Raw genomic sequence first — 26,130 nt, forward strand, 5'->3', positions numbered from 1 at the left:
TGTTTTTTAGCATAAAAACCATTTATTCAGCAGCTCCTAAATAAAACAGAGCTTTATATTACATCCTATATAAGATTTTCCCAATAAGGTTTAAGCTCGGTTTGAATGTAGCTCACAACCTTGGGAAATGTCAGTTCTTGTAAAATTCTAAGATTCTTGACAAACGAACTCCACCGTGTATTCAAGTCGGGATTGCTGGTAAAATCAGGACTGAACATAGCATGATTATCCATGTAGGATGTCTGGCGGTTTTCAAATGTGGCTTTTATAGCCTCACTCAAAATCTCTCTGTCATATTTCCCTCCCTGCAATATCGTGTAAAGGTCATAAAAATCTTTCATCCTGCTATTGGCTTCCGCTCTTACAATCATTGTTTGAAACTTTTCGGCAATAACGGTTTCCAATGAATAAGCCAGAATGTTCGTATCAGGAAATCCGTCAATTAAGTTTGGATAATCCAATTCAGAAGGATGTGGAGTTATTACATCCCCAAATCCTATATCCATGGAAACGTCTTGACGAATCATGTCAATAGAAGCGGTCAGTGTAAGTCTCACACCCGGATATTTCTTTTCAATGGCAATGTCATCAGTGCGTAGCGTATTCGTGTGGAATATTACGCCGTCTTGTTCATACGGAATCGCACAAATTCCAGTAAATACCTTTTTGACATTTTCTTTGTCATTGTCAATATGATGCCCCATAAAATCAATATCCAATGTTGGCCTTGCCAAGAAACGCTCATGTGCGTATAGTAATGCTCCTCCTTTTAAGAAAAATCGGTCATGGTACGGGCTTATTGACAAACGATAGAGCAAACGCTCTTGAAGGTATCTTGTTACAAGCATCTGATACCCCTGTGCTTCACTTCGTGAAATGTTCAATAATTTGGCTTTTACCGAACAGCCAAAGTTATGTATTTCTTTTATTGCCATACTTCAAGATATTGATTAAGTGTATTGCGGATTCTTAGTTTTGCTGCATAATCCATCAGTAGGGAAATATTTTTGTCGGGACGTTTTAGGTAAGTCTGAAGAATTTCAGCCATTACATCAATACCAACTTTATTCCTGTATTTGATAGCATCACATACCGAACGCTCCACGTCAAAGATTGGCACATCGTATCCTTGCACATCTTTTTTGGTAACTCCGATAGAAAGCAGTTTGTTGGATTGAAAAACCAGTTGAAACTCCGGATAATCGGGCAAAATTATTTTTCGCGTGCGCTCAATAGCTACATAGTAAGCATTCGGTATCTGTGTGGTCAGATTGTAAATCGACCATGCAGACCAAAGACATAGTATGCCGCCCGGAATTATCATTCTGATATCCACCATTGTGTTTGCCAAGGCATCAATGTCTGCGTATATGCCATTTTTAAGCCGTATAGCTTCACCTTTACGAACAGCAGCCTGCAACTGTTGTTCCTGCCAGTCGCTCAACTCTTTGGTTGAGACAAAGCCATTCTCTTTTAGTTTATCCGTTATATACATACTCTAAATACATTTACCTTGTAAAGGTACTGCAATTGTTTAAATATGCAGTATCTTTTATAGTTTTTTTTCTTCTTTGTTTTTACGTTTACCAAGTGGGCCACTGAACTTAGCACGGTTGAGCGATACTCCGTATTTGTTGAGTATGCGAAATACGGAACAATTCAACCGACCTTCATTTACCAATTAAATGAACAAAATAATTTGTTTTGTTCTCATTTTAGATATACTTTTGGTATATCTAAAATACAATAAAAAGGAGACGATCTTATGAAAAATCTATCTTTAAAGCTCGATGATGCTATTTATCAGGAGACAGAATTGGTATTGAAAGAAATCAAGACTTCCAGAAATCGTTATATCAACGAGGCACTGCAGGAGTTAAAGATGACTGCGATATAATGGTCGACCAGCTAAGGGCTATTGATAACAAACGCTTGACAAAGAAAATAGGGAAACTCCCCAAAGATCTTTCACAAAAGGTCATAAGAAACACACAAATCGTTCTGGGCATTTAACACGTTACAATATCATATGAACAGTAGGAATATTCTCTTTTTATTCGCCTTTTTAATGGGGATAAGTTGCATAACAAGCAGAAATAGCGCAAACTTAACACCCGCTGAACGCCAGATAAAAAACGCCGACTGGCATACAACTACACTATCTGATGGCATCAGGTGGAAACATTTTCATTTTGATACACTTTTTTCGGCTAAACAGTATATAACGCTGTTTGATGTGAATCTAAGCAAAGATATCCGGGTTGATATTCCCTACGTATCCGAAGGATTCATAAAGACCAGTGAGGTCGCGGCCGATTCCAACGCGATAGCTGCCATAAATGGAAGTTTTTTTGATATGTCCAAAGGAGGATCGACTGTTTTCTTCAAAAAAGATGGGAAAGTTATCAACCATACAAAAGAGAGTTTCAATCCCTACAGGGAGAATGCAGGCTTTGCGGTCGATAAATCAGGCAAAGTGTCCATCATCCGACGCCCGTCTGATGATACCGATGGTTGGGAGTCCGTGGAAGCGCAGCACCTATTGACTTCGGGGCCGCTCTTAATTGATGAAGGAAAACCGGTAAAGCAACCGGATCAGCCATTTAATACGAACCGGCATCCACGCACTGCGGTCGGGATCACAAAAGACAAACACCTTATTTTATTGACTGTAGATGGTCGCTCGACCAATTCCTATGGCATGTCAATCGCGGAACTTACAGAAGTAATGCGGGCTTTAGGATGCATACAGGCGATGAATCTGGATGGAGGTGGATCTACTACTGCATGGGCGAAAGGATATGGTGTTGTAAACTATCCTTCCGATAATAAAAAATTCGATCATGATGGCGAAAGAAATGTAGCTAATGCTATTGTGATCATGAAAAGTAAAAAGTGAAGAGTAAAAACTAAAAATAAAATGAAAATGAAACGGCATCTTTTTTTTCTTTGGACATTTTCCATCTTGTTTACAATCAGTGCATCGTCGCAGGACACAATCAGGGTGTTGGCTATCGGGAACAGTTTTTCTCAAAATGCCATAGAGAACTATTTGTACGAACTGGGACAAGAGGAAGGAATTACGTTTATTATCGGGAATCTATATATTGGCGGCTGTTCCCTGGAAAGGCACTGGAACAATGCGACAAACAACAAAGCGGATTATTCATACCGTAAAATAGACAGTAACGGAGAGAAGACGGCAACTCCTGAAACATCACTGTTGCAAGGAATAGCCGATGAGAAATGGGATTATATCAGTTTTCAGCAAAATAGCGGCAATTCGGGGATAATTGACACCTATTTCCCATACTTGCGTCAATTGACGACTTTCGTAAAGGAAAACGCCACCAATCCGAATGTTGAATTTATTTTTCACCAGACCTGGGCATATGCCAAAGATTCGAATCACAATGAATTTCCCAAATACAACAATGATCAGCAACAGATGTATAGAGCCATCGTGAAAACGTCACGGAAAGCCGCACATAAAGTCGGCATAAAAATGATTGTCCCCGCTGGAACGGCTGTCCAGAATGGAAGAAGCAGTTTCATCGGTGATCGTTTTTGTCATGACGGATACCATCTGACTCAGGATTTGGGTTGTTATACTGCCGCCTGCACATGGTTCGAGACTTTAAGCGGTAAATCAGTCGTCGGAAATCCTTTTGCGCCCGCGACAATCACTCCACTGGAAGTACTCACAGTACAACGGGCTGCCCATCAGGCTGTCGCAAAGCCCTTCAAAGTAACTTCAGTAAGATTAACTTCCAATAATAAAAAATAAAGATAGCACCTGTGGATAGGCCTTGGTTCTGAGCGTATAAGAAACAACGTAATCTTACAAAAAACACGGAAGAACCGATTGGTTATCCGTGTTTTTTAATACTTTTTCTGTCCGGCCCCCTTCCGGAAAAAGTATACAATCCGTTAAGAGTACAAATCGCTATGCTAAAGTAATTTCATTGTCCAGATAAACATCCTGAATGGAATGGATCAGTTCCACGCCATCCTTCATTGGTTTTTGGAAAGCTTTGCGACCGCAAATCAATCCTATTCCCCCGGCGCGTTTGTTCACTACGGCGGTATAAACTGCCTCGGACAGGTCGCCCTGACCGTGCGATTCTCCTCCTGAATTGATCAAGCCTATCCGTCCCATATAACCATTAATCACCTGGTACCGGCAAAGATCGATCGGATGCTCCGAACTTAATTGGTCATACATGCCGGGATTCGTTTTGGCAAAGCCAATTGCTTTAAACCCTCCGTTATTGGTCGGCAGTTTCTGCTTGATGATGTCCGCTTTGATTGTCACGCCAATATGATCGGCCTGACCGGTCAGATCCGCCGCACTGTGATAATCCGTACCATCTTTCTTAAAATCATTATTACGGAGATAGCACCATAAGATAGTGCCCATCCCCAATTCATGAGCATACTCAAATACCTCTGCAATTTCCACAATCTGCCGGCGGCTCTCTTCCGACCCGAAATAAATAGTTGCCCCTACTGCGGCAGCTCCTAAATTCCAGGCCTCCTTTACTGTACCAAAAAGAATCTGATTATAAGAATTGGGATATGTCAACAATTCATTGTGATTCATCTTGACTACAAAAGGAATCTTATGAGCATATTTTCGGGCTACCGAAGCCAATACGCCAAAGGTAGAGGCAACTGCGTTACAATTCGCTTCAAGCGCCAGTTTTACAATATTTTCAGGATCAAAATAAATTGGATTGGGCGAAAAAGAAGCACCGGCCGTATGTTCGATTCCCTGATCGACGGGTAATATAGACAGGTATCCTGTATTGGCGAGACGGCCATTTCCAAAAAGGCGTTGCAGATTATTCAGGACGGGGATATTCCGGTCTGAATCAATCCATAGCCTGTCAATAACATCCGGTCCGGTGGAATGGATCATTGACTTATCAACGGTTTTACTTACATGATTGAGAAGATATTCACTTTGATCTCCTAATAACTGGGTAATAGTAGAATGTGCCATAGTTGAATGAATTTATATTGATAATAACTAATATCAATCAAACAAACGGCACAGGGATTGGTTCAATAAATAGGATGATTTTCAGACTATGGCATAACCCGAAAAGTTACTGATACTGGATATAGACGGGATGAGGCTGTAACTTCAGAATTTCAGCCGGCGTAAGCATCCGGTGCGGCGGACGTTTCACATCGTTATCATAAAAGAGTTTAAATCCTGCAAACTGTACCGGTTCCTTGTAAACGTACTGCCTATAGGTATCGTATTTCAACTGGGGTCCTCCCCATCCATCCATATTAATAACGATCTGCACCTCCGGTCTGAGGATGATATCCCGATAGTGGGTCACCATCCCTCGTGTGAACCGGTGTACGATAAGCATCTTTGGGGGTAGACCATGTTTACGCACTAGTTTAGCAAGGTATTCTGTACAGAAATTGATGTCTCCGGCATCGTACGTGCCGATCTTCTTTCCGGGTGGCGTGCCGTCTTTCATTGAAAACTCGGGATCGATGCCCAAATGCACATGCGGCATTTTCAGATATCTTTCTAACAGCGGCACCTCTTCTTCCACCGTGCTGAGTGCTACCTGAATATCGAGGAACAGGAGTGCATCACCCATTTCTGCGATTGCCAATGCAGAATCAATCTGCGCTTCGGGCATACGGTATCGGTATTTACCATCACTCCATGGCGATCCCTGCGCCACTACGGCTATATAATGAATTGCCGGCCGCACGGGTGTATCCGGATCGGCAGACTCCCAGGCATCCACTTCTTCATTCAATTGTTGCCAGACTTCTTTCGGAGGATATTTTCCCAGAATACCCATATTTTTAGAGTATAAATTTCCGTAATATGCCACTACACGATTGTAAGGAAGTACGGCTCCTTTAAGCGGTAATGGCTGGTCATCCACCGGCCATAGTCCGGTTGTATCGCCATTGGCAATGTGCGAGAGCCTTTGCAGGTATCCTGTCTCTTCAACAGTTTCCGGCTCTTCCTTTATGTGTATATTGTCAGTTTGTTCTTCCCCCTCTTCCATCGGAATGTTGTCACACTGGGGCGGTCTCTTGGAACCTGATCCCTCCCCGCGACATGCGATCAACAGGGAAAAACTTACTACAAACAAAATCAGGATACGGATAAAAGAATGTGTCAAAATATCAAATGTTTGGATTTGCGGTTGCAAATGTATATGTTTTTTAGCATACAAAGGATTTTTTTTGAATTTATAGCGAAATTCCACAAACATAGAAGACAAATTCACAATCCCTATAATTATAGATATTATTTTTCTCTTATATGAAGAATTAATAACATGCAAAAGAAAAACGTCAAAATTTACCGGTTTTTTCAATTATTTGTATATTTGCAGATTGCAAATTGTCAATGATTAAATTCATAACTTCATTATGCCACATAATCACGGCTGATACTAGTATGAACCAAAATTTTGCACATAAAGAAGAGAAACTCCTCGAAAAGAAATTTGAAGCGTTTTTTATGCATTACTTTCCCAAGGTGAAGAATTTCGCATGGAAATTAATAAAATCGGAAGAGGATGCAGAAGACGTGGCACAGGAGATTTTTCTGAAACTATGGAAAACACCTGATTTATGGAATAAGGATACCACGGCCTTCGACAGTTATTTGTATAAAATGACGAAAAATAAGGTGATTGACCTGATGCGACAGAGGTACAACGAACCGGATCACTTCATACATGAGCCTCTTGATACAGGCATGACTGAAATTGCACAAGACGGTGTTCCCCTATCCGACATTTACTATAAAGAGATTCGTTTAATGCTTAAGCTGGCACTTGAACAAATGCCGGAGCAACGCCGAAGAATTTTTGAAATGAGCCGCGAGGCCGGGATGACCAACCAACAAATCGCCGATCGGCTTCACCTCTCTATCCGGACAGTAGAACATCATATCTATTTGGCATTATCAGAATTGAAAAAAAAGTTAATTTTTACAGTTTTATTGCCTTTTCTTTAAGTAGTCATTCATTCTTTCACGTAATATAGGGTAGAAGTGTCCCTGAGAAAAAGTGCTCTCCTGAATTTCAGGGCTTATAAGGGGAATTAAAGATAATATAATAGAGGGAATGATATAATAACGGAGGATGGACTATTTTAAACGAATTATAGACTTTTTCACAAGGGGAAAGTTCTCCGAATCAGGTATGCAGGCGTTCTACGAATGGCTTTCCGACGAGGCGTACTCAGAGGAGAAAGACCAAACACTGAAAGCTTTTTGGGATCAGACATATCATAAAGCGGATGCCAAGACACGGGAATCATGGAAGACTTTCAGAAGAAAAGCCGGTATGAAAGATAAAACACCCCATATACGGGTCAGGATATGGCAGTCGGCAGCCGCCGTCCTTCTGGTGATATCCCTCTCCGCAGTATATACGGCCTATAAGTTTCACGAAAATTCATCTTCTATCGATCTTATAGAACAATATGTGCCCGTAGCAACCACAGACCGGGTGGTATTGCCCGACGGAAGTGAGGTACACCTTAATTCCGGGAGTATGCTTCTTTATCCGGAAGAGTTTACGGGCAATAGTAGGAGTGTATACCTTTCCGGAGAAGCCAATTTCAAAGTGAAGCAAAATAAAGAGAAACCCTTTATCATCAAATCGAATGACTTCCGGGTGACGGTGCTGGGTACCGAATTCGATATGCTGGCATATCCGGAAGATTCACTCGTGCGGGTAACCTTATTCACCGGAAGCATAGAGGCATCCTACAACAATCTGGACGAACATACCATTCTTACTCCCAACCAACAGCTGGTTTACAATAAGATATCAGGCGCATCCTATATCCACCATCCCGATATAGAGGATGTTACTGCCTGGCAACGAGGAGAAATTGTTTTCAAGGGCACTACTCTCAACGAAATCATTACCGTATTAAAAAGAAAATATCCTTATGAATTTGTCTACTATCCAGAACAACTCAGTAATGACACATATACATTCAGATTCAAGGATGATGCACCCGTGAAAGAGGTGATGGAAATTATTTCACAAGTGGTGGGTTATATCAGATATCGTATTGTCGACAACACATGCTTTATAGAAAGCATATCAAAATAGTTATTCACATTTAAATTTTATTACATGGATACATCATAAAAAATAAAAAAACCGGAATAAAGCGGCTACTCTATTCCGGACAATCAGCACTAGAGGATAAACTCTCTCATTAAAAAACTAAGTGTCTAACCTAACGCTAAAGAAAAGACATCAAATTTATGAATTTTAATCTAATTATAAACGCAAAAGCAAAGATTTTCTTCCTGTTTTTCTGTTTAATATCAATTCAAACAATTGCTTATGCACAAAATAATGCAACAATAACCCTGACTAGCAAAAGCATATCGGTTATTGATGCACTACGTGAGATAGAAAAACAGTCGAAGCTATCCATCGCTTTTAATGAGTCTCAACTGGCAGACAAGAAAGCGACCAATCTCAATGTAAAGAACGGTTCAGTAGAAGAAGCTCTCACCAGCGTATTGCGCGGGTCAGGTTTTACCTATAGGATCAAGGACGGATATGTAGTAATCATTTCCGATACCGCTCCCCCCTCGGCACAAAAGAAAATCACCGGACAGGTATTGGATGAAAACGATGAACCGATGATAGGGGTAACGGTAATTGTGGAAGGAGACCCTTCAACAGGAACTGCTACCAATATCGATGGTAATTTCACATTACAGGTAGAGGACGGGGCTGTGCTAAACATCTCCTATATAGGTTACGATACCCGGAAGGTGACTATCACAGGGCAAAACAGCTATACCATACATCTGATACCGGATACACAGCTGCTTTCTGAAGTAGTGGTAACGGCTCTCGGCATCAAACGCTCGGAGAAAGCACTCAGTTACAATGTACAACAGATTGCCGGCAACGACCTGGTAGGTATCAAGGATGCCAACTTCATCAATTCACTCTCAGGAAAGATTGCAGGGTTAAATATCAACAGTTCCTCTTCGGGTATCGGGGGAGCAAGTAAAGTGGTTATGCGAGGTACCAAGAGTATTGAACAGACCAGTAATGCCCTGTACGTGATCGACGGTGTACCAATGTACAACTTCAGTGGGGGTGGCGAAACCGTTTTCGGTTCAAAAGGGTCGTCCGAAGGAATTGCGGATATCAACCCGGAGGATATCGAAAACATCTCGGTGCTCACGGGAGCAGCTGCAGCAGCCCTTTATGGTAGCGATGCAGCCAACGGTGCCATCGTGATTACTACCAAAAGCGGACAATCGGGCAAAACCCTGATCAGCGTCTCAAGTAATATGGAGATGATGAATCCCTTTATCCTGCCGAAGTTCCAAAACCGTTACGGTACTTCCGACCAGTACCTCAGCTGGGGATCACGCCTGAACGCCTCGAACTTCATGGGATATGATCCGAAGAAAGATTATTTTCAACGGGGAATGGCCGCTACCGAATCGGTCTCACTCTCCACCGGAACAGAGAAGAACCAGACTTATCTCTCCGCTTCTGCTGTTAATTCCATTGGAATCATTCCCAATAACAAGTATAACCGGTATAATTTTACTTTCCGAAATTCAACAGCGTTCTACGATGACCAGGTGAAACTGGATGTAGGAGCAAGCTATATCCGTCAGGACGACCGCAATATGACCAACCAGGGAATATACCTCAATCCTCTTACATCTGCCTATCTCTTCCCAAGAGGAAACGACTGGGAAGATATCCGGATGTATGAACGTTATAATCCTTCAAGAAAAATCAATGAACAGTACTGGCCTTCGGGTGCTGCCACTTACGTGATGCAGAATCCTTACTGGATCAATTATCGCAACCTGCGCGAGAATAAGAAAGACCGTTATATGGCCAATGCCGGATTGACTTATTTTATCAACGACTGGATCAATATTTCGGCACGTATCAGGATGGACCATTCGGGAAACGATTATACTGAAAAATTGTATGCATCCACCAATACACTGATGACCGAAGGATCGCCAAACGGATTTTATGGATTTACACGCAGTGTGGACAAACAGATGTATGGCGACATATTGCTGAATATCAATAAAGAACTCAGGGATGAACTTACCTTCCAGTTCAATGGTGGTGTTTCGTTCTCCGATATGCGTTCAGATGCGTTTCTGAACAGAGGTCCGATCGCTTATGGACTCGGGGTGGCAGAAGGAGTCAATGAACCGGTAGGAATTCCCAACGTATTTAATATATTCCAGTTAAGCGACACCCAAACCCTTAGAGAACAAAACGGATGGAGGGAAAAAACCAATTCTATTTTCGGAAGTGCCGAATTAGGATATAAAAGTACCTATTACCTGACGCTGACCGGAAGAAACGACTGGCCTTCACAACTGGCCGGACCTAATTCAAAAAGCCGCTCGTTCTTCTATCCTTCGGTAGGAGGATCGGCAGTGATCTCCGAAATAGTGGACTTGCCGAAGCAGATCTCCTATATGAAGGTAAGAGCTTCATGGGCATCGGTGGGACTTCCTTTCCGTCGTTTCTTGGCCAATCCCACCTACTCTTGGGATGCCGGCAACAAAGTGTGGATTACCAAAACCCATTACCCGTTATATAACCTGAAACCGGAACGGACAAATTCGTGGGAGTTTGGGTTAGATACACGTTTCCTGAAAGGGTTTAATTTTGATTTCACCTACTATTATGCCAATACCTATAACCAGACGTTTAACCCCAAGCTTTCGGTATCGTCCGGTTGGTCGGATATCTTCATTCAGACGGGAAGTGTACTCAACCAGGGAATAGAGTTGGGATTGGGCTACAAGAACCAGTGGAACAAATTCTCATGGTCATCCTATTACACCCTGAGCATGAACAGGAACAGGATCCTCGATCTGGCAGATGATGCAATCAACCCGATCACAGGAGAGAAATTCTCCATTGAACACCTCGACGTGGGAGGATTGGGACAAACCCGTTTTATCCTGAAAAAGAAGGGTGGACTCGGGGATATCTATTCTACAACCGATCTGGCACGTGATAGCAAAGGCAATATCTATATCGACGAGAACGGTTCGATCCAGTCGACCAAGATCAACCAGTTAGAAGATTATATCAAACTGGGAAGCGTATTCCCAAAATCAAATATGGGATGGAAAAATGATTTTAAGTATGGCAACTTCAGCTTGGGATTCTTGCTTTCCGCTCGCTTCGGCGGCGTAGTCTTCTCCCGGACACAAGCGGCAATGGACTATTATGGGGTATCGGAAGCATCTGCTAAAGCACGTGATAACGGTGGCGTAATTATAAATGGTGGCGACCATATCTCAGCCGAAAAATGGTATACCACTATAGGCAGTGGTGATGCAGTAGCACCCTATTATATTTATGATGCTACCAATATAAGGCTGCAAGAAGCCAGTATAGGTTATAATTTTCCTCGGGCATGGTTCAGGGGGGTTGCAGATATGACACTTTCACTGACCGGAAGAAACCTGTGGATGATTTACTGCAAAGCTCCTTTCGATCCCGAATCAGTAGCTTCTACTGAAAACTACTACCAGGGAATGGATTATTTTATGACTCCGGCTACAAGAAGCTTTGGCCTGAATCTGAGAGTTACTTTTTAAATTCAATACGTTATGATGAAATATTACAGTCAAATCAGCTTTATGATTGTCGTGATAGCCGGCACTCTCTTATTTACCGGTTGTACGGACGGATTTGAAGATATAAATAAAGACCCGTATGGGGTCAGCAAAGAGGAAGCATCGAGGGATGCTTATGGAGAGAGTGCGGCCATGCAGGCAATACAAAGTTGGGTAGTACCCACTTTCCCCAATGCCAGCCAGTTTACCGAATGTCTGTTGGGAGGTAGTTGGAGCGGTTATTTTGCCGATTCAAATCCGGGATTCAATGGCAAGAATTTCGCTACCTATCGCCCTGAGCCGGACTGGAACAAAGTGTTGTTCACCGATATTATCACCAATGTCTATCCCAATTATACGGCACTAAAAGACGTGACCGAAGATGAGATATTGATTTCAGTGGCAGAAATATGCAAGGTGGCGGCATTGCACCGCGTTACGGATGCGTATGGTCCCATACCCTACTCCAGGATCGGCGAGAATGGCGAACTAAATACCCCGTTTGATTCACAAGAAGATATTTACCGCAAGATGTTTCAAGAACTGACAAATGCTGTAAATATACTGACCGTCCGTCAGACCGAATCGTTCAGTTCCAACGCCGACAGAGTATATAACGGTAATATCCTCTCATGGATAAAATTTGCCAATTCACTCAAGTTACGTCTTGCGATGCGACTTGCTTATGTATCTCCCGCCCTCGCGCAAGAGATGGCAGAAGAGGCAACAGGGCATGAAACAGGTGTAATGGAATCGAATGCCGACAATGCCAAAATCGCGGGATTCGGAAAAGACGGAAATCCTCTTCACCGTATCATGTATCTTTGGAACGATGGCGACTCGAGGGTATCAGCCGACATCACTTCCTATATGAATGGGTTCCGGGATCCGAGAATGGAAAAGTATTTTACATGGTCTACCTTTACCGTAGCGGACGGCACCACACTCAATGGTTATATCGGCTTACGCTCCGGCATTATGATTCCTGCCGCTCAGGAAGCACAGAAATATTCCAATTATAATGTAACACCCAGTACACAAATGCTTTGGATGAACGCTGCTGAAGTGGCATTCCTCAGGGCCGAAGGTGCTTTGCGTGGATGGAACATGGGTGGCGGAAGTGCAGCAGACTTTTACGCAAAAGGTGTGGAACTCTCCTTTGATGAATGGGGAGCCGGCGGAGCAGACAACTATCTGACGGATAATACAAGCACTCCTGCCTCTTATATTGATCCGATGGGAAAAAATACTTATGCGGGAAATATAAGCAGCATCACCATCGCATGGAACGAGAATGCCGGTTTTGAAGAGAATCTGGAGCGTATCATTACCCAGAAATGGATAGCGATCTTTCCTCTGGGACTGGAGGCATGGGCTGAATACCGCAGAACGGGATACCCGAACCTTATGCCGGTTGCAGTGAATAATAGTGGAGGAATGGTAAATACTGCTCGAGGAGCGAGGCGGTTGGCCTATCCGGGTGAAGAAATTACTACCAACGAAGCGAATGTACGTTATGCTATCGAGAATTACCTCAAAGGTGCCGATACCATGGCTACACGTCTCTGGTGGGATGCTAAATAATAAAAAACTGAAGAATCATATGAATAATATAAGATACATAAAAAGAAAACACTGGATGTTCGGCTTGTTGGCTGCACTGGTTTTCACTGCTTGCAGCGACTGGAGAGAGGTGGAACCGGTAACATTAAACGAAGCGGATATTACCAAACAGAATCCCGAACTCTATGCAGCCTACCTTGAGAGCGTGAGGAATTATAAGCAATCCGATCATAAAGTGATGATCTCATGGTTCAATAACAGTAATAAGGTACCTCTGAGTCGGGCTCATCATATCAGTGTTCTTCCTGACAGCATCGATATCGTATCGTTGTCGCACCCTGCCAATCTTGCGCAATATGAACTGGATGAGATGGAAGAAGCAAGACGTGAAAAAGGAACAAAATTTGTGTACGATATGGATTTCGAGGCTATCAAACTGATGTATGAAACCATGGTGGCAGATATGGAAGAAAAAAGGGGGGAAGAACCGCCCCAAATTCCTACATTCGTGAATTTTCTAGTGGATACCGTCAACCAAATCCTGCCTTTGACTAAGGAATACAATTATGACGGTATCATCCTCGGTTATAAAGGTAAAAATACGCTCTATATGACCGAAGCGGAAAAGCAACTCTATACAGCCTACGAAAAAGCTTTTATCGGCATTGCCGAGGACTGGTTTGGCAGGAACAGCGATAAAATAATCCTTTTTGAAGGATATCCTCAGAACCTGCTGAATAAGAGCATCCTTGAAAAAAGCCGCTATATCATTATCCCTTCCTCGGATGCGGGAAATAGTTCGAAACTCACCTATAACATAATGTTAGCCAACGTGGAAGGTGTACCGTCCGACCGCTATATCGTGTCTGTGGAAGCCACCTCCCTGGATAAGAATGATGTGAAGACCGGTTATTGGACCGATGGTGTAACCAGATCTGTTACAGGCGCTTCCCGATGGGTGATATCGCATCATACGGGGTATACTGTTGCCGGAATGGGAATTAAGAATGTCAATAATGATTATTTCAATATTGCCCGTATTTATCCATATACGTGCGATGCTATTGCAAAGATGAATCCTTCTCCAAAAAAATAAGACAATGAAACGATATAGTATATATATAATGTTACTGGCAATGCTCCTGGTGGTAAGTTGTCAAAGTGACAATGACAGTTTTGACAATAAGCTTTATATCAAAAGCAATACGAAAGTGGGGGAAATTCTCTTCACCGGCGGTGATCCGGATCAGGAGAAAGTACTCCAAGCTGAGATGGCGATGCCTGCCGAACAGGATATCAAGATTACATACGGGGTAGATAATTCACTCGTTGATACCTATAATGAGGCATATTATGAGACTGCTGAATTACTCCCTGCCGGAAATTACGAATGGATTGAAACAGAATCGATTATCTATGCCGGCACTGTACTCTCTACCGAATCGCGTATCCTTTTCAAGGAATTCTCACAACTCGACCGGGATAAGGTGTATGTGCTTCCGGTCACCATTTCAGACACCAATATCGCCGTACTAAAGAGTGCTCGTACCTATTATTACGTGGTAAGAGGTGCATCTTTGATCAATGTGGTAGCCGATATCGACGAGAATTACCTGTCGGTAAAGTGGACTAATCCATCCGTGTGTAACAACCTTACACAAGTGACGATGGAAGCGCTGATCCGGGTACGGAATTTCGACAAGATGATTAGTACGATCATGGGAATTGAAGGCTCTTTCCTGATTCGTATCGGAGATGCCAATTTCCCCTCGAACCAGATACAGATTGCCACCAACTTTGGTAATTTCCCCAGTTCCGACGTGAACAAAGGATTGCCGGTAAATGAATGGGTGCATGTGGCATTGACGTTCGACGCCTCATCCAGGACTGCAATCATCTATGTAAATGGCAAGAAACAATCTGAAGACTTTTTATACATATCCACAGTCAATCTGGGAAACAATAATTTCTTCATAGGACGTTCTTATGACGATAACCGCTGGCTTGCAGGCGAGATATCGGAATGCAGGATATGGAATATCATCCGTTCCCAGGAAGAGATTGCCAACAATCCCTACTCTGTAGATCCCGATTCGGAAGGTCTGGTAGCTTATTGGAAGTTTGACGAAGGTGCAGGTAGCACCGTCAAAGACCACTCCGGCAATGGAAATAATGCATTGGCAAACAACACATTAAAATGGACGCCGGTAAAATTACCTGCCCCGGGACAATAATGTCGATTTAATGATTTACTAATTTAACGATTTGAAGATTGAGAATTTGATAGGAAATTTGAAATCCAGAATCTTGAAATTAAAAAAACTATATGAAAAATAATATATTAGCTATTTCGAAATACTTTGCCATACTTCTCCTGTTGGGAGGCTTTTTCAGCGCCTGCGATGAGAGTATCGACCTGGCAAAGCTTGACGAGACTCCTTATGAATTGTCCGATGAAGTGATCGGATATATCAGGAATAATGGAGGGAACCGGAAACAGAGTTTTACCGAGTTCCGGGACAAGGGCGTTGAAGAAATCTATATCGCATTGAACAGTGAAGCACCGGCAGAAGTTACTGTTTCGCTGAAATTTGAACCTTCACTGCTGGAGGCTTATAACAGCACCAACGAAACAGAGTATGAATTATTCCCGGCATCGGCAGTAACCGTTCCCGCACAAGTGACTATCGCAAAAGGAAGTAAATTGTCAGCGAAAGCGGAAGTGGAATTCGAAACAACCGAAATATTGGCACGAGAGGGAACTTACGTGATCCCCGTAAAAGCTGAGCCGGTATCGGGAAATATAAAGCTCTCCGAAACCGAATCGAATTTCCTGATCTTCGTAAAAGACCTGAGTAAATTACCGACCGCCGAAAAATCCACAGGCATAAAAATTATCAGTTGTATGGAGGTGAATGACACCAATCCGCTGAATAATCTCTGCTTTACATTGAAGGGAAGTGGAAAACCGCTGATCGACATGGTAATCCTCTTTTCGGCCAATATCAATTATGATAATTCAACAGAAAAGGTTTTTGTCTTTAACAACCCCAATGTACAGCATCTCCTGGATAACCGCGAAAAATATCTCAAACCTTTACAAGATAGGGGAATAGAAGTGGTCCTCGGAATTCTTGGAAACCACGACCATTCGGGGATAGCCAACCTTGGCACAGAGGCAGCCCGCCAGTTTGCACAAGAATTGAAAACGGTGTGTGATGCTTACCAACTCGATGGGGTATTCTTTGATGATGAGTATTCTAAATACCTGAATCCACCACCTCCCGGATTTGTAACACCATCAAGTGACGCTGCGGCACGGTTGTGTTACGAGACTAAGAAGGTAATGCCCGATAAGATTGTTGCAGTGTATGTCTACAGTCGCACATACAGTCTTCCTGCTGTGGAGGGACAAGATTCCGGCACCTTTATCGATTATGGGATTCATGATTACGGCGGCAGCTTCGATCTGGCTACTAACTATCCAGGATTGCCCAGATCGGGAATGGCGCTTTACTCTCAGGAATATGCCCAGGGACGTATAACTTCGGAAAACAACTTGCGGAGATTACGGAACGAGGGGTATGGTGCCCATATGATTTTCGCCATGGATCCGCTTCGGGCAAATTTCGAATGGTCACAAAAACGGTCTATGGAGAGCATTGCAAGGGTATTATTCGATGACGAGTTGGTCTATGATGGCAAGCCATATAGTAAAGATTGGTAAATTGATTTAATGATGTGATGATTCACAAAAAATAACATTTGAATCGTATGAAAATAAATTATAGAAAATTACCCGGAATATTGCTATTAGCTCTTCCCGGATTTATGTTCCTTTCCTGTAATGACAAGGAGGATCTCACTCCCATCAAAGACACTAATGATCTGGTGATCGGGCAGAAACAGGTAGAGCTAGTCGTAGGTGACAAGACAGAACTGGAGATTGCAGAAGGAAATAACGAGTATAAGGCTCTCGTCTTAAATGAAGAGGTAGCTTCTGTAAAGATTTCCGGCAATAAGCTGCTCATTGACGCGCTTTCATTGGGAAGAACCCCTGTTATTATTTCAGATGGCAGTAGTCAATATTGTTCCATTGATATTGTTTCTTATCATTACAAAACGGTTTCCGTAGAATCCGACGCAACAATAGACATTTTACTGCCACTGGGAGATAACAAAACGAAGAGTATAAAAATACTGGAAGGTAATGGGGGTTATCATGCCAGAAGTAGTGCTCCGGAAATTGTTTCGGCCTCGGTGGAGGGTGAACAACTCCTGATTACCGGAAAGAAAGAGGGTAAAGCGAGTATTGTTCTGTCAGATGGGCTTGATTTTGCTATTACCACTATAGAAGTAAATGTAACCACCACCTCTACAACCCCTTATGACACATCAGAACTCGACGCTATCAAGAAGGATGAAACACTTTGTTACGTTTTCAACAATACTGTTGATAAGAATGAAAATACGTATTATACTCTCCTCAATGGTACTGAAAATGAAAAGAATCTCTATGGATGGGATCTTTCCAATTATTGGTATCTGAAAATTTATTTTGCCGGGGACAAAACGGTAGGAAAGAAGCAAAATGCTTCTCTTGTATATAATCGCCTTTCAGAGAATGTATCTGCCGATAATATTTATTTCGAGATTATCAAGAACGACGGTGAAAAGATATGGGCAGTATACTCTCTTTTGAAGAACGAAAAACTTTATTATGGATATTTTATTCAGGCAATCAATCCGTAGGTATTATTTGATCACCGAAATGAATGTTTGTCTAAGTCGGTAAATATTGAAAGACAATCATCTATGTAAAAAGTTTAATTAAAAATAAAGTAGGAGGAAAATAAAGTAGTTCCTCCTACTTTTTATCGACCTAATGATGATACAAAAGTCAAAACAAATGAATATTTTGACTGAATAATATTATCTTTGTCTGATTTGGCATTTTAAAGATGAAAGCCTCATGAAACACTATAAGGCTGTGACCGGGTAATTGAAATGAATAAACATTTTACTAAATGGATACAGAATTATACAAGAAAGAATTTGAAGAAATCTTTATTCAGCATTTTCCGAAAGTCAGAACGTTTGCGGCCATTCTTCTTAAATCGGAACAGGAAGCTGAAGATATAGCACAGGATATTTTTGTGAAATTATGGGAACAACCTGATTTATGGGAAAAAAATCTTGTGAGAAACTACCTGTATACCATGGTAAAAAATCATATTTTCAATCGTATTAAACGGAAAAATATTGAATCCAAATATCTATATTCTCAAATAAACTCGCATTCATTGACTGAAATGGAGGAATTCAAAGATCCCTTGAATGAAATATATCATGAAGAATTACAACTATTATTGAAATTAGCATTGGAGCAGATGCCCGATAAGCGAAGACAAGTATTCGAGATGAGTCGGTTCATGCATTTAAGCAACCATACTATCGCTGAAAAAATGGATTTATCGATAAGAACAGTGGAACAACATATCTATTTAGCCTTAAAAGATCTCAAGAAAATTATTCTTATTGCACTTTTTTTCATAAAATTTTAAGTAGTCGCCCCTTCTCGATTGTATATTATTATAAACGGCAGAATATGTTGATTGATTGCATAACGCAACTTTTTAGAAGATGTAAGGATGGGGAATTATTTTAACAAGATTATTGATTTATTTGTAAAAACAGATGTGTCCGCGGATTTTCAGGCCGAGTTCCAGAAATGGCTCACCGCAGAGAAATTCTCCGAAGAAAAAGACAGTGCATTAAAAAGCTTATGGCAAAAAACGGAGGAAGGCAATTTTGCCGGAATTTCATCTCAAACACAACAATCGTTGGGAGAAGTCCATAAGAAGATCAAACAACGTCAACGCAAGGTCAATATCAGATTCCTCCATTTCTGGCAGGTATCGGCCGCCTGCTTAACGATTGCCCTGCTCTCTACCCTCTATTTTGCAATAAACAAAAAATCAGTGAATGCCGATCTCATAGAACAATATACTCCTATCGCCGAAATAACCCACCTGACCTTGCCTGACGGGACACAGGTACAGCTGAACTCTACAGCTACCTTATTCTATCCCGAACAGTTTACAGGAGAAACCAGGAGTGTCTATTTAATCGGAGAAGCTAATTTTAAAGTGTCGAAAAATAAGAAGCAACCTTTTATCGTAAAATCCAATGACTTACAGGTAACAGCCTTAGGAACCGAATTCAATATGCAAGTATACCCCGGAAATCCAATCCTTTCCACTACTCTACTCTCAGGAAGTGTAGAAGTGAGATTCAACAACATGACTACAACACACATACTAAAACCTAATGAACAGCTGATATATAACAAACAGACAAAAGAAGATGCAATTAATTATCCCGATATCGGGGATATCACAGCATGGCAAAGAGGCGAATTGGTATTCAAGTCGGTGACCCTGAAAGAGATATTTACAGTACTGGAGCGCAAATATCCATATACCTTTGTCTATGCATTGAATAGCCTGAAAGATGACAAGTACATGTTCCGCTTCAAGGAGAAGACTTCACTGGAAGAGGTGATGGACATTATTATAGGAGTAGCCGGCAATATCAGATATAGCATAGAAGGTGATAAATGCTATATATCCCCTTTATGATAAATAATCACTTTACAATTAAATTTATTTTATGATATGGATACATCTTAATTAAAAGAGGAACCGGAATAAAGTGGCACCTTTATTCCGGAAAAAGAAGCGTTAGAGTTATACTCTTTAAAATAAAGTCAAATTTCTAATCTAACACTACGAAATGAATTTTAAAGTTATGAATTTTTTTCACATGAAAAAGGAAAAACACCTGTTTTTCATCTTTTTTCTCTGTTTTATTGCTTCGCAGACATTGCTGTTTGCCCAAAACGGCACTTTAATAACCATAAAGCAAAACAATATCTCAGTTATTGAAGCACTACAGGCAGTCGAAACTCAGTCCAGGATGTCTGTAGCTTACAATGAATCGCAATTAAAGAACCGGAAGGCTCTGAATCTAAACATCGACAATCAGCAATTAGAAGAAGCCCTGAACCAAATATTGAAAGAAACGGGATTCACCTATCAGTTAAAAGACAATCTTATTGCGATTGTCCCCGCCCGACAAAACATTCAAAGATGGATCAGCGGTACAATTGTCGATGAAAACGAAGACCCTGTTATCGGAGCAAACATCGTAGAAAAAGGTACAACCAATGGGACCATCACCGATATCAATGGGAAATTCTCATTGGAGGTACCCGAAAATGCAACGTTACAAATCTCTTATATCGGCTATCTGGGACAAAATATCAGCGTAAGAGGGAAAACAAATTTCAATATTATCCTGAAAGAAGATACCCAAACATTAGATGAGATTGTTGTGACGGCCCTGGGTTTAAAACGTTCGGAAAAAGCTCTTAGCTACAACCTGCAACAGGTGACAAATGAAGATCTGACTACCGTCAAAAATGCGAACTTCATCAATTCCCTTACAGGAAAAGTAGCCGGTGTACAGATCAATTCGAGCGCTGCAGGACCGGGTTCCGCAGCAAAAGTGGTTATGAGAGGAACAAAATCAATCTCACTTAGCAACAACGCTTTATACGTGATCGATGGCGTCCCGATGAATAACTATATGGTAGGCGGAGGTAATGACCCCATGGCATCACAACCCAATACCGAAAGCGCGGCAGATATCAATCCTGACGATATCGAAAGCATGTCTGTCCTTACAGGTGCATCTGCAGCTGCCCTTTATGGTTATGAAGGAGCAAACGGAGTAGTACTGATTACCACCAAGAAAGGGCGGGCCGGAAAAACAACCTTGTCTTACAGCAATAACACGACATTCTCATCCGCCATGAAGATGCCGGAATTTCAAAACAGGTATGGCAATGTGGAAGGGTCTTCCACAAGTTGGGGAAATGCAACAGACTACAGGTTTAAACCCCGCAACTTCTTCAATACGGGCAGTAATGTAGCCAATACCCTTTCCCTGTCGACTGGAAATGAGCAGAGCCAAAGCTATTTTTCTGTTTCGGCGAACAATGCTTCCGGTATACTCCCCAATAACGATTATGACCGTTATAATTTCACATACCGCAATACAACTTCATTCTTAAATGACCAACTCGTATTGGATGCCAATGTGAATTATATCATTCAGAAAAATAAAAATATGGTTTCCCAGGGACAATATTTCAACCCATTGCCATCTCTCTATCTTTTTCCCCGTGGCGAAGATTTCAGGGAAATACAATTATTTGAGCGCTACGACATGACAAGAGAAGTAAATACCCAGTTCTGGCCTTATGGCGATCAGGGACTTTCATTACAGAATCCCTATTGGATCATGAAGCGAATGAACAGAGAGATGGATAGGAAAAGATACATGCTCTCTGCCAGCCTCGCATATAATATAACAGATTGGCTGAACATTACCGGACGTGTAAACATCGACAACTCTTCTTTCCACAATACCGAGAAGCGTAAAGCAGGTACCTTGGCAACCTTTGCCGGACCAAAAGGACGCTATCGCTCCGAATTGCGCGACGAAAGACAAACCTATGCGGATGTGATTGCCGGCATGGACAAGAGAGTCGATGAATTCACCTTCAATATCAATATAGGGGGATCTGTAAAGGACCGTCGCATGGAAAGCCACCTCACCGAAGGCGACCTGGATAAAATCACCAACTGGTTCACCACAGAAAATATGAGTCGTGCGGTGGGAGTATTCAAACTCGATGATGATGGAATGAAACGACAAACTCAATCAATTTTCGCCAATGCTGAGATCGGATACAACGATTATCTCTATCTTACACTCACAGGACGTAACGACTGGGATTCGGCTTTGGCATGGTCGTTATCGCCGGAGAGATCGTTCTTCTACCCATCCGTAGGGTTATCAGGACTTGTAAGCGAAATGGCTGAACTCCCCGGATGGTTTACCTATCTGAAGGCACGGGCATCTTATGCACGGGTAGGTAATTCGTACGATCCTTATCTGACCAGGGAATTTTATATCTATGACGAGCAGACCGACACGTATGCATTATCCAAAATAAGACCCAATTATAACCTGAAGCCGGAAAGGACCGACTCCTATGAAGCAGGTCTGAATATGAAGTTCTTTCGCAACACACTCTCTCTGGATGCAACTTTCTACATATCAGACACCAAGAACCAAACACATCAGATCATTGAAGCCGCTGATTCTTATGACGGGAAACTAATCCAAGCAGGGAATGTCAGAAACTCCGGTGTAGAATTAGCATTGGGATATTCAAATAAATGGAATGATTTCTCATGGTCTTCCAATTACACTTTCACTTATAATAAAAATAAAATCACCCGCTTGTTGGATGATTCAGAAGAATATTCCGGAATTACCAGTTTCGACAAGGCTACCCTGGGTAGTACAGGCTCCCCTATCGTACGTATAACAAAAGGAGGCACCATGGGTGATATCTATATGACTTCCGATTTCAAACGGGACAATAATGGCTATATTTATCTGGATCACGCCACATTACTTCCCTCGATGATCAGTCTCAATCCTGATGAATATGTGAAATTAGGCTCCCTGCTGCCTAAGTATAATATGGGATGGAGAAATTCATTTTCCTATAAAGGTATTCGACTGAGCGTCTTATTAAGCGGACGCTTTGGAGGACTGGTCGTATCGAACACGCAGGCAATTCTCGATCGTTATGGAGTATCCAAGCAGAGCGCTGACCTTCGTGAATCAGGAGGCGTAACAATCAACGGACGGGAAATTGGTGCCGAGCAGTTTCTCAATGTCATAGGAGAAGGTACGGGAAAGGCCAATTATTATGTATATAAAGCCGATAACCTCCGATTACAGGAAGTTAGTATTGAATATACCATTCCCAGGAGAAAAATGAATAATATAGCCGATGTAACGGTTGGACTTATCGGAAATAATCTGGCGTTACTCTATTGTAAGGCTCCTTTCGACCCTGAAGTAGTTGCCTCTGCGACGAGCACTTATTATACCGGCGTAGACTTCTTTATGCAGCCAAGTTTGAGGAACATGGGATTTAGTCTTAAGTTACAATTTTAAAAAGAGTTGAATCTATGAAACAATATAATTTTAAAACAGTACCGGCCATTATATTAACATCACTGGTCATCCTGTTTATCATTTCATGTACCGGGAACTTTGAGGAACTGAATCTTCACCCGGCAAACCCTACAGAAGAAAACCTGACTGAATCGGAGAGACTCGGAAATCTATTCTCGTCCCTGATTTCAACAATGCATTACGCACAGGAGAATCGTAACCAGATGGTAGACCAGATGATAGGAAACCAATATGGAGGATATATGGTCACTACCAACAACTGGCAAGGGACTAATTTTGGCACATTTAATCCTTCTACCGACTGGGTGGACTACCCATTTAAAACGATCATGGTGGACTTTAACTCCAACTTTATTAAAGTGAAGAAGGTCACAGAGTCCAAGGGCTATATCTATGGATGGGCTTCCATATTAAGGGTAGCCACCATGCTGCGCGTTACCGACATGTATGGACCTATCCCCTATTCTCAAATAGGACTTGTGGAGTCGGATGCCATAGCATATGATAATGTAAAGGATCTTTATCATAATATGATTTCAGATCTGGATAATAGCATTGCACTCCTTATGAGCTATATGGCTGAAGCCACATCGAAAAGCCCCATGGCCGAATTTGATACAGTATACAATGGCGATTTTGAGAAATGGCTGAAATTTGCCAATTCATTAAAATTTCGTATGGCAATACGTATTGCCGAAGTTGATACCGAATATGCAAAGGAGATAATGGCTGAAGCAATTGCAGGAGGCCCCATAGAGAGCAATGGGGACAACGCATTTATTCCTACCGAAGATAATCCGTATTACAAAGCCTCACACTTGTGGAATGATTTAGCGGCAAGTGCCACGTTATCTGCTTTTATGAACGGGTATAATGATCCACGCAGACCGGTTTATATGACTATGGCCACCAGCACCGGCACTTATCAGGGTGTACGCATGGGAATTAACAACATAAATAAGAACCTATATTCAAATAATGCATTTTTTTCTAAACCGGCATTTACGGCCAATTCACCCTTACCGGTATTCTGTGCTGCTGAAACGGCTTTCCTTAAGGCGGAAGCAGCTTTAAGAGGTTGGATACCGGGCGGGGATGCCATGGCCAAGAGTTACTATGAACAAGGAATTACATTGTCTATGGAACAGCATGGCGTAAACATAGGCAACTACCTGAATGGCACAACATCGGCGGCATCCTATAGGGATATGTTTTCCGGCGGAACAGTTTCAGTAGCCACACCTATTACAATAGCATGGTCTGACGCAGGGAGCACGCAAAACACCAAACTGGAAAAAATTATCACCCAAAAATGGTTGGCCAATTACCCTCTTGGTTTTGAGTCCTGGTGCGACCACCGCCGCACAGGATTTCCCCAGTTTTTCCCGGCTGTGAACAATCTCAGTTCCAGTGGATTTATCGGAGCCGTAACCAATATACCATCCCGTATGGCAAGACGTTTACCGTTTCCCCAATCTCAATATCAAGGAAATAACGAAAATGTCCAGAAAGCAATACAAATGCTTGGCGGTGATGATGCAGCATATACAGATCTTTGGTGGGCAAAAAAACAATAAGTGGATATTAAAAAAATATTACGACAATGAATATACTGAATAAATCATTTTTATTTATCTGTATGTCTGTCCTGTTTATTGGATGCAGTGACTGGACTGAAATGGAATCTATTAATGATACCGATCTGAATAAAACAGTAAAGACAGATGAGTATTATACCGCCCTTCGCGAGTGGAAGAATACCCCCGGTTTACCCCAGGTTTTTGTCTGGTTTGACAACTGGACCGGGGTCTCTCCCACAGGAGAGAATAGTCTCCGTGGACTCCCCGATTCGGTCACCATCGCTTCCAACTGGGGAGGGCACCCCAAATTTGAACTGAGCCCCGAACGAAAAGCCGATATGGAATACGTTCAAAAAGTGAAGGGGACAAAGGTAGTAGTAACCCTGTTTTCAGCAAGAGTGGGTGATGATATGCCCGAAGATCCAATCTATGATATAGGGAACAGTTCTGATGAAGCCGTTGTAAGGCCGGCAATCCGCAAATACGCGGAAGCAATTTACGATGCAGTAATTGAAACTGGCTACGATGGTTTTGACTGGGATTATGAACCTTTTTATGGTGGCGAGCCCACGGCCTATCTATGGCGAAACGATGTACAAAGTAGAATTTTTGTTGAAGAACTGGGTTACTGGTTCGGTTCCGGCTCACAAAGAACAGACAGGGATGGGCGAAAACCCGCCAAGCCGGGTCTGCTGTTCCTTATTGACGGAGAGGTTGGAATTGGCAAGAGAATGGGGAAAAACTGGGAATCGCAGTATGTAGATTATTATGTGCTTCAGGCATATGGCTCTACTACCGATGTCAACCGCACCTCCAGGGTCAGAGGGGTAATAGAAGATATGAGCGAACATATTGCTGCCGGAAGAATTACGCCCGAAGAAGTGGTGTATAAAACTATCCTTACCGAAAATTTCGAATCTTATGCCAACAGCGGGGGTGGATTCTTAGGGATGTCCCAATTTATCTATGATCCGGAGGGTATAAACCAACAGATTGGCGGATGTGGGCTCTATCGCTCAGGATTCGATTATACATCCAAAGGGCAGGGAGATTATGACGGTTCTCCCGAATATTACTTCTTGCGGAAAGGTATCACCAATTTATACAGGATTTTTTATGAGAGATTAAATCCCACTCCTCCTGAAACGGAAGAAGAATAGTCTTCACCTTGTATCATTCAATAATTATTAATAGTAAAGATCT

General features: G+C 42.1%; 21 protein-coding genes and 1 pseudogene. 17 read left to right on the forward strand and 5 right to left on the reverse strand.

All coding sequences use genetic code 11. From position 1 onward, the window contains the following. Window positions 1-65: 65 nt before the first annotated feature. The 3 genes and pseudogenes from B4G81_RS11660 to B4G81_RS11670 form a co-directional block, all read right to left on the reverse strand. The gene (locus B4G81_RS11660; protein ID WP_294082705.1) at window positions 66-935 is read right to left on the reverse strand and encodes a nucleotidyl transferase AbiEii/AbiGii toxin family protein; all 870 of its coding nucleotides are present in this window, start codon (window positions 933-935) and stop codon (window positions 66-68) included. Beyond that, window positions 926-1,495 carry a type IV toxin-antitoxin system AbiEi family antitoxin domain-containing protein gene (locus B4G81_RS11665; protein ID WP_294082706.1) on the reverse strand — a complete coding sequence of 190 codons (570 nt, stop codon included), beginning with the start codon at window positions 1,493-1,495 and terminating at the stop codon, window positions 926-928. The genes B4G81_RS11660 and B4G81_RS11665 overlap by 10 nt, the downstream gene beginning before the upstream one ends. A gap of 57 nt (window positions 1,496-1,552) precedes the next feature. Then, window positions 1,553-1,654, reverse strand: a pseudogene (locus B4G81_RS11670) (recombinase family protein); the annotation flags it as partial. Between the two features lie 111 nt (window positions 1,655-1,765). Between B4G81_RS11670 and B4G81_RS11675 the strand changes: the two are divergent. The 4 genes from B4G81_RS11675 to B4G81_RS11685 are packed head-to-tail and all read left to right on the forward strand — an operon-like array spanning window position 1,766 to window position 3,787. Beyond that, window positions 1,766-1,897: a hypothetical protein gene (locus B4G81_RS11675; protein WP_294082707.1), complete on the forward strand. Its 132-nt coding sequence runs from the start codon at window positions 1,766-1,768 to the stop codon at window positions 1,895-1,897. Continuing rightward, window positions 1,897-2,013 carry a type II toxin-antitoxin system PemK/MazF family toxin gene (locus B4G81_RS15355; RefSeq protein WP_414703197.1) on the forward strand — a complete coding sequence of 39 codons (117 nt, stop codon included), beginning with the start codon at window positions 1,897-1,899 and terminating at the stop codon, window positions 2,011-2,013. Before B4G81_RS11675 ends, B4G81_RS15355 begins: the two co-directional genes overlap by 1 nt. Window positions 2,014-2,029: 16 nt before the next feature. After that, the gene (locus tag B4G81_RS11680; protein WP_294082708.1) at window positions 2,030-2,899 is read left to right on the forward strand and encodes a phosphodiester glycosidase family protein; all 870 of its coding nucleotides are present in this window, start codon (window positions 2,030-2,032) and stop codon (window positions 2,897-2,899) included. A gap of 27 nt (window positions 2,900-2,926) precedes the next feature. Further along, the gene (locus tag B4G81_RS11685; protein ID WP_294082709.1) at window positions 2,927-3,787 is read left to right on the forward strand and encodes a DUF4886 domain-containing protein; all 861 of its coding nucleotides are present in this window, start codon (window positions 2,927-2,929) and stop codon (window positions 3,785-3,787) included. A 159-nt stretch (window positions 3,788-3,946) separates the two neighbouring features. On the opposite strand, the gene B4G81_RS11690 is transcribed toward B4G81_RS11685, so the two are convergent. Both B4G81_RS11690 and B4G81_RS11695 read right to left on the reverse strand, forming a co-directional pair. After that, window positions 3,947-5,005, reverse strand: coding sequence for a class I fructose-bisphosphate aldolase (locus tag B4G81_RS11690; RefSeq protein ID WP_294082710.1), 1,059 nt, complete (start codon window positions 5,003-5,005; stop codon window positions 3,947-3,949). Between the two features lie 106 nt (window positions 5,006-5,111). Further along, window positions 5,112-6,167, reverse strand: coding sequence for a hypothetical protein (locus B4G81_RS11695; RefSeq protein ID WP_294082711.1), 1,056 nt, complete (start codon window positions 6,165-6,167; stop codon window positions 5,112-5,114). Between the two features lie 281 nt (window positions 6,168-6,448). On the opposite strand from B4G81_RS11695, the gene B4G81_RS11700 reads away from it, so the two are divergent. From B4G81_RS11700 to B4G81_RS11760, 13 genes are all read left to right on the forward strand, one after another. Then, on the forward strand, window positions 6,449-7,012 hold the full coding sequence (locus B4G81_RS11700; RefSeq protein ID WP_294082712.1) for an RNA polymerase sigma-70 factor: 564 nt from the start codon (window positions 6,449-6,451) through the stop codon (window positions 7,010-7,012). Between the two features lie 127 nt (window positions 7,013-7,139). Continuing rightward, a complete protein-coding gene (locus tag B4G81_RS11705; RefSeq protein WP_294082713.1) occupies window positions 7,140-8,123 on the forward strand; it encodes a FecR family protein in 984 nt (327 codons plus the stop codon). A gap of 158 nt (window positions 8,124-8,281) precedes the next feature. After that, a complete protein-coding gene (locus B4G81_RS11710; RefSeq protein ID WP_294082714.1) occupies window positions 8,282-11,641 on the forward strand; it encodes a SusC/RagA family TonB-linked outer membrane protein in 3,360 nt (1,119 codons plus the stop codon). A gap of 15 nt (window positions 11,642-11,656) precedes the next feature. After that, window positions 11,657-13,243: a RagB/SusD family nutrient uptake outer membrane protein gene (locus tag B4G81_RS11715; protein WP_294082791.1), complete on the forward strand. Its 1,587-nt coding sequence runs from the start codon at window positions 11,657-11,659 to the stop codon at window positions 13,241-13,243. A 19-nt stretch (window positions 13,244-13,262) separates the two neighbouring features. After that, the gene (locus B4G81_RS11720; protein WP_294082715.1) at window positions 13,263-14,318 is read left to right on the forward strand and encodes a glycoside hydrolase family 18; all 1,056 of its coding nucleotides are present in this window, start codon (window positions 13,263-13,265) and stop codon (window positions 14,316-14,318) included. Between the two features lie 4 nt (window positions 14,319-14,322). Next, on the forward strand, window positions 14,323-15,456 hold the full coding sequence (locus tag B4G81_RS11725) for a DUF1735 and LamG domain-containing protein (protein WP_294082717.1): 1,134 nt from the start codon (window positions 14,323-14,325) through the stop codon (window positions 15,454-15,456). Between the two features lie 92 nt (window positions 15,457-15,548). Continuing rightward, complete coding sequence (locus tag B4G81_RS11730; RefSeq protein ID WP_294082718.1) at window positions 15,549-16,949, forward strand: BT_3987 domain-containing protein; 1,401 nt, start codon at window positions 15,549-15,551, stop codon at window positions 16,947-16,949. 47 nt (window positions 16,950-16,996) lie between these two features. Beyond that, window positions 16,997-17,974 carry a hypothetical protein gene (locus tag B4G81_RS11735; protein ID WP_294082720.1) on the forward strand — a complete coding sequence of 326 codons (978 nt, stop codon included), beginning with the start codon at window positions 16,997-16,999 and terminating at the stop codon, window positions 17,972-17,974. Window positions 17,975-18,249: 275 nt separating this feature from the next. After that, a complete protein-coding gene (locus tag B4G81_RS11740; protein WP_294082722.1) occupies window positions 18,250-18,786 on the forward strand; it encodes an RNA polymerase sigma-70 factor in 537 nt (178 codons plus the stop codon). A gap of 87 nt (window positions 18,787-18,873) precedes the next feature. Continuing rightward, window positions 18,874-19,863, forward strand: a complete 990-nt coding sequence (locus B4G81_RS11745) for a FecR family protein (protein ID WP_294082724.1) — start codon at window positions 18,874-18,876, stop codon at window positions 19,861-19,863. Between the two features lie 184 nt (window positions 19,864-20,047). Then, window positions 20,048-23,326 (forward strand): SusC/RagA family TonB-linked outer membrane protein, encoded by a 3,279-nt coding sequence (locus B4G81_RS11750; RefSeq protein ID WP_294082726.1) that lies wholly within the window; start codon window positions 20,048-20,050, stop codon window positions 23,324-23,326. Window positions 23,327-23,340: 14 nt separating this feature from the next. After that, complete coding sequence (locus tag B4G81_RS11755; protein WP_294082728.1) at window positions 23,341-24,924, forward strand: SusD/RagB family nutrient-binding outer membrane lipoprotein; 1,584 nt, start codon at window positions 23,341-23,343, stop codon at window positions 24,922-24,924. Between the two features lie 26 nt (window positions 24,925-24,950). Beyond that, window positions 24,951-26,087, forward strand: a complete 1,137-nt coding sequence (locus tag B4G81_RS11760) for a glycoside hydrolase family 18 (RefSeq protein ID WP_294082730.1) — start codon at window positions 24,951-24,953, stop codon at window positions 26,085-26,087. The last annotated feature ends 43 nt before the right edge of the window (window positions 26,088-26,130 follow it).

Origin of the sequence: Proteiniphilum sp. UBA5384, from assembly GCF_002410825.1 — a bacterium.
GTDB lineage: Bacteria > Bacteroidota > Bacteroidia > Bacteroidales > Dysgonomonadaceae > Proteiniphilum.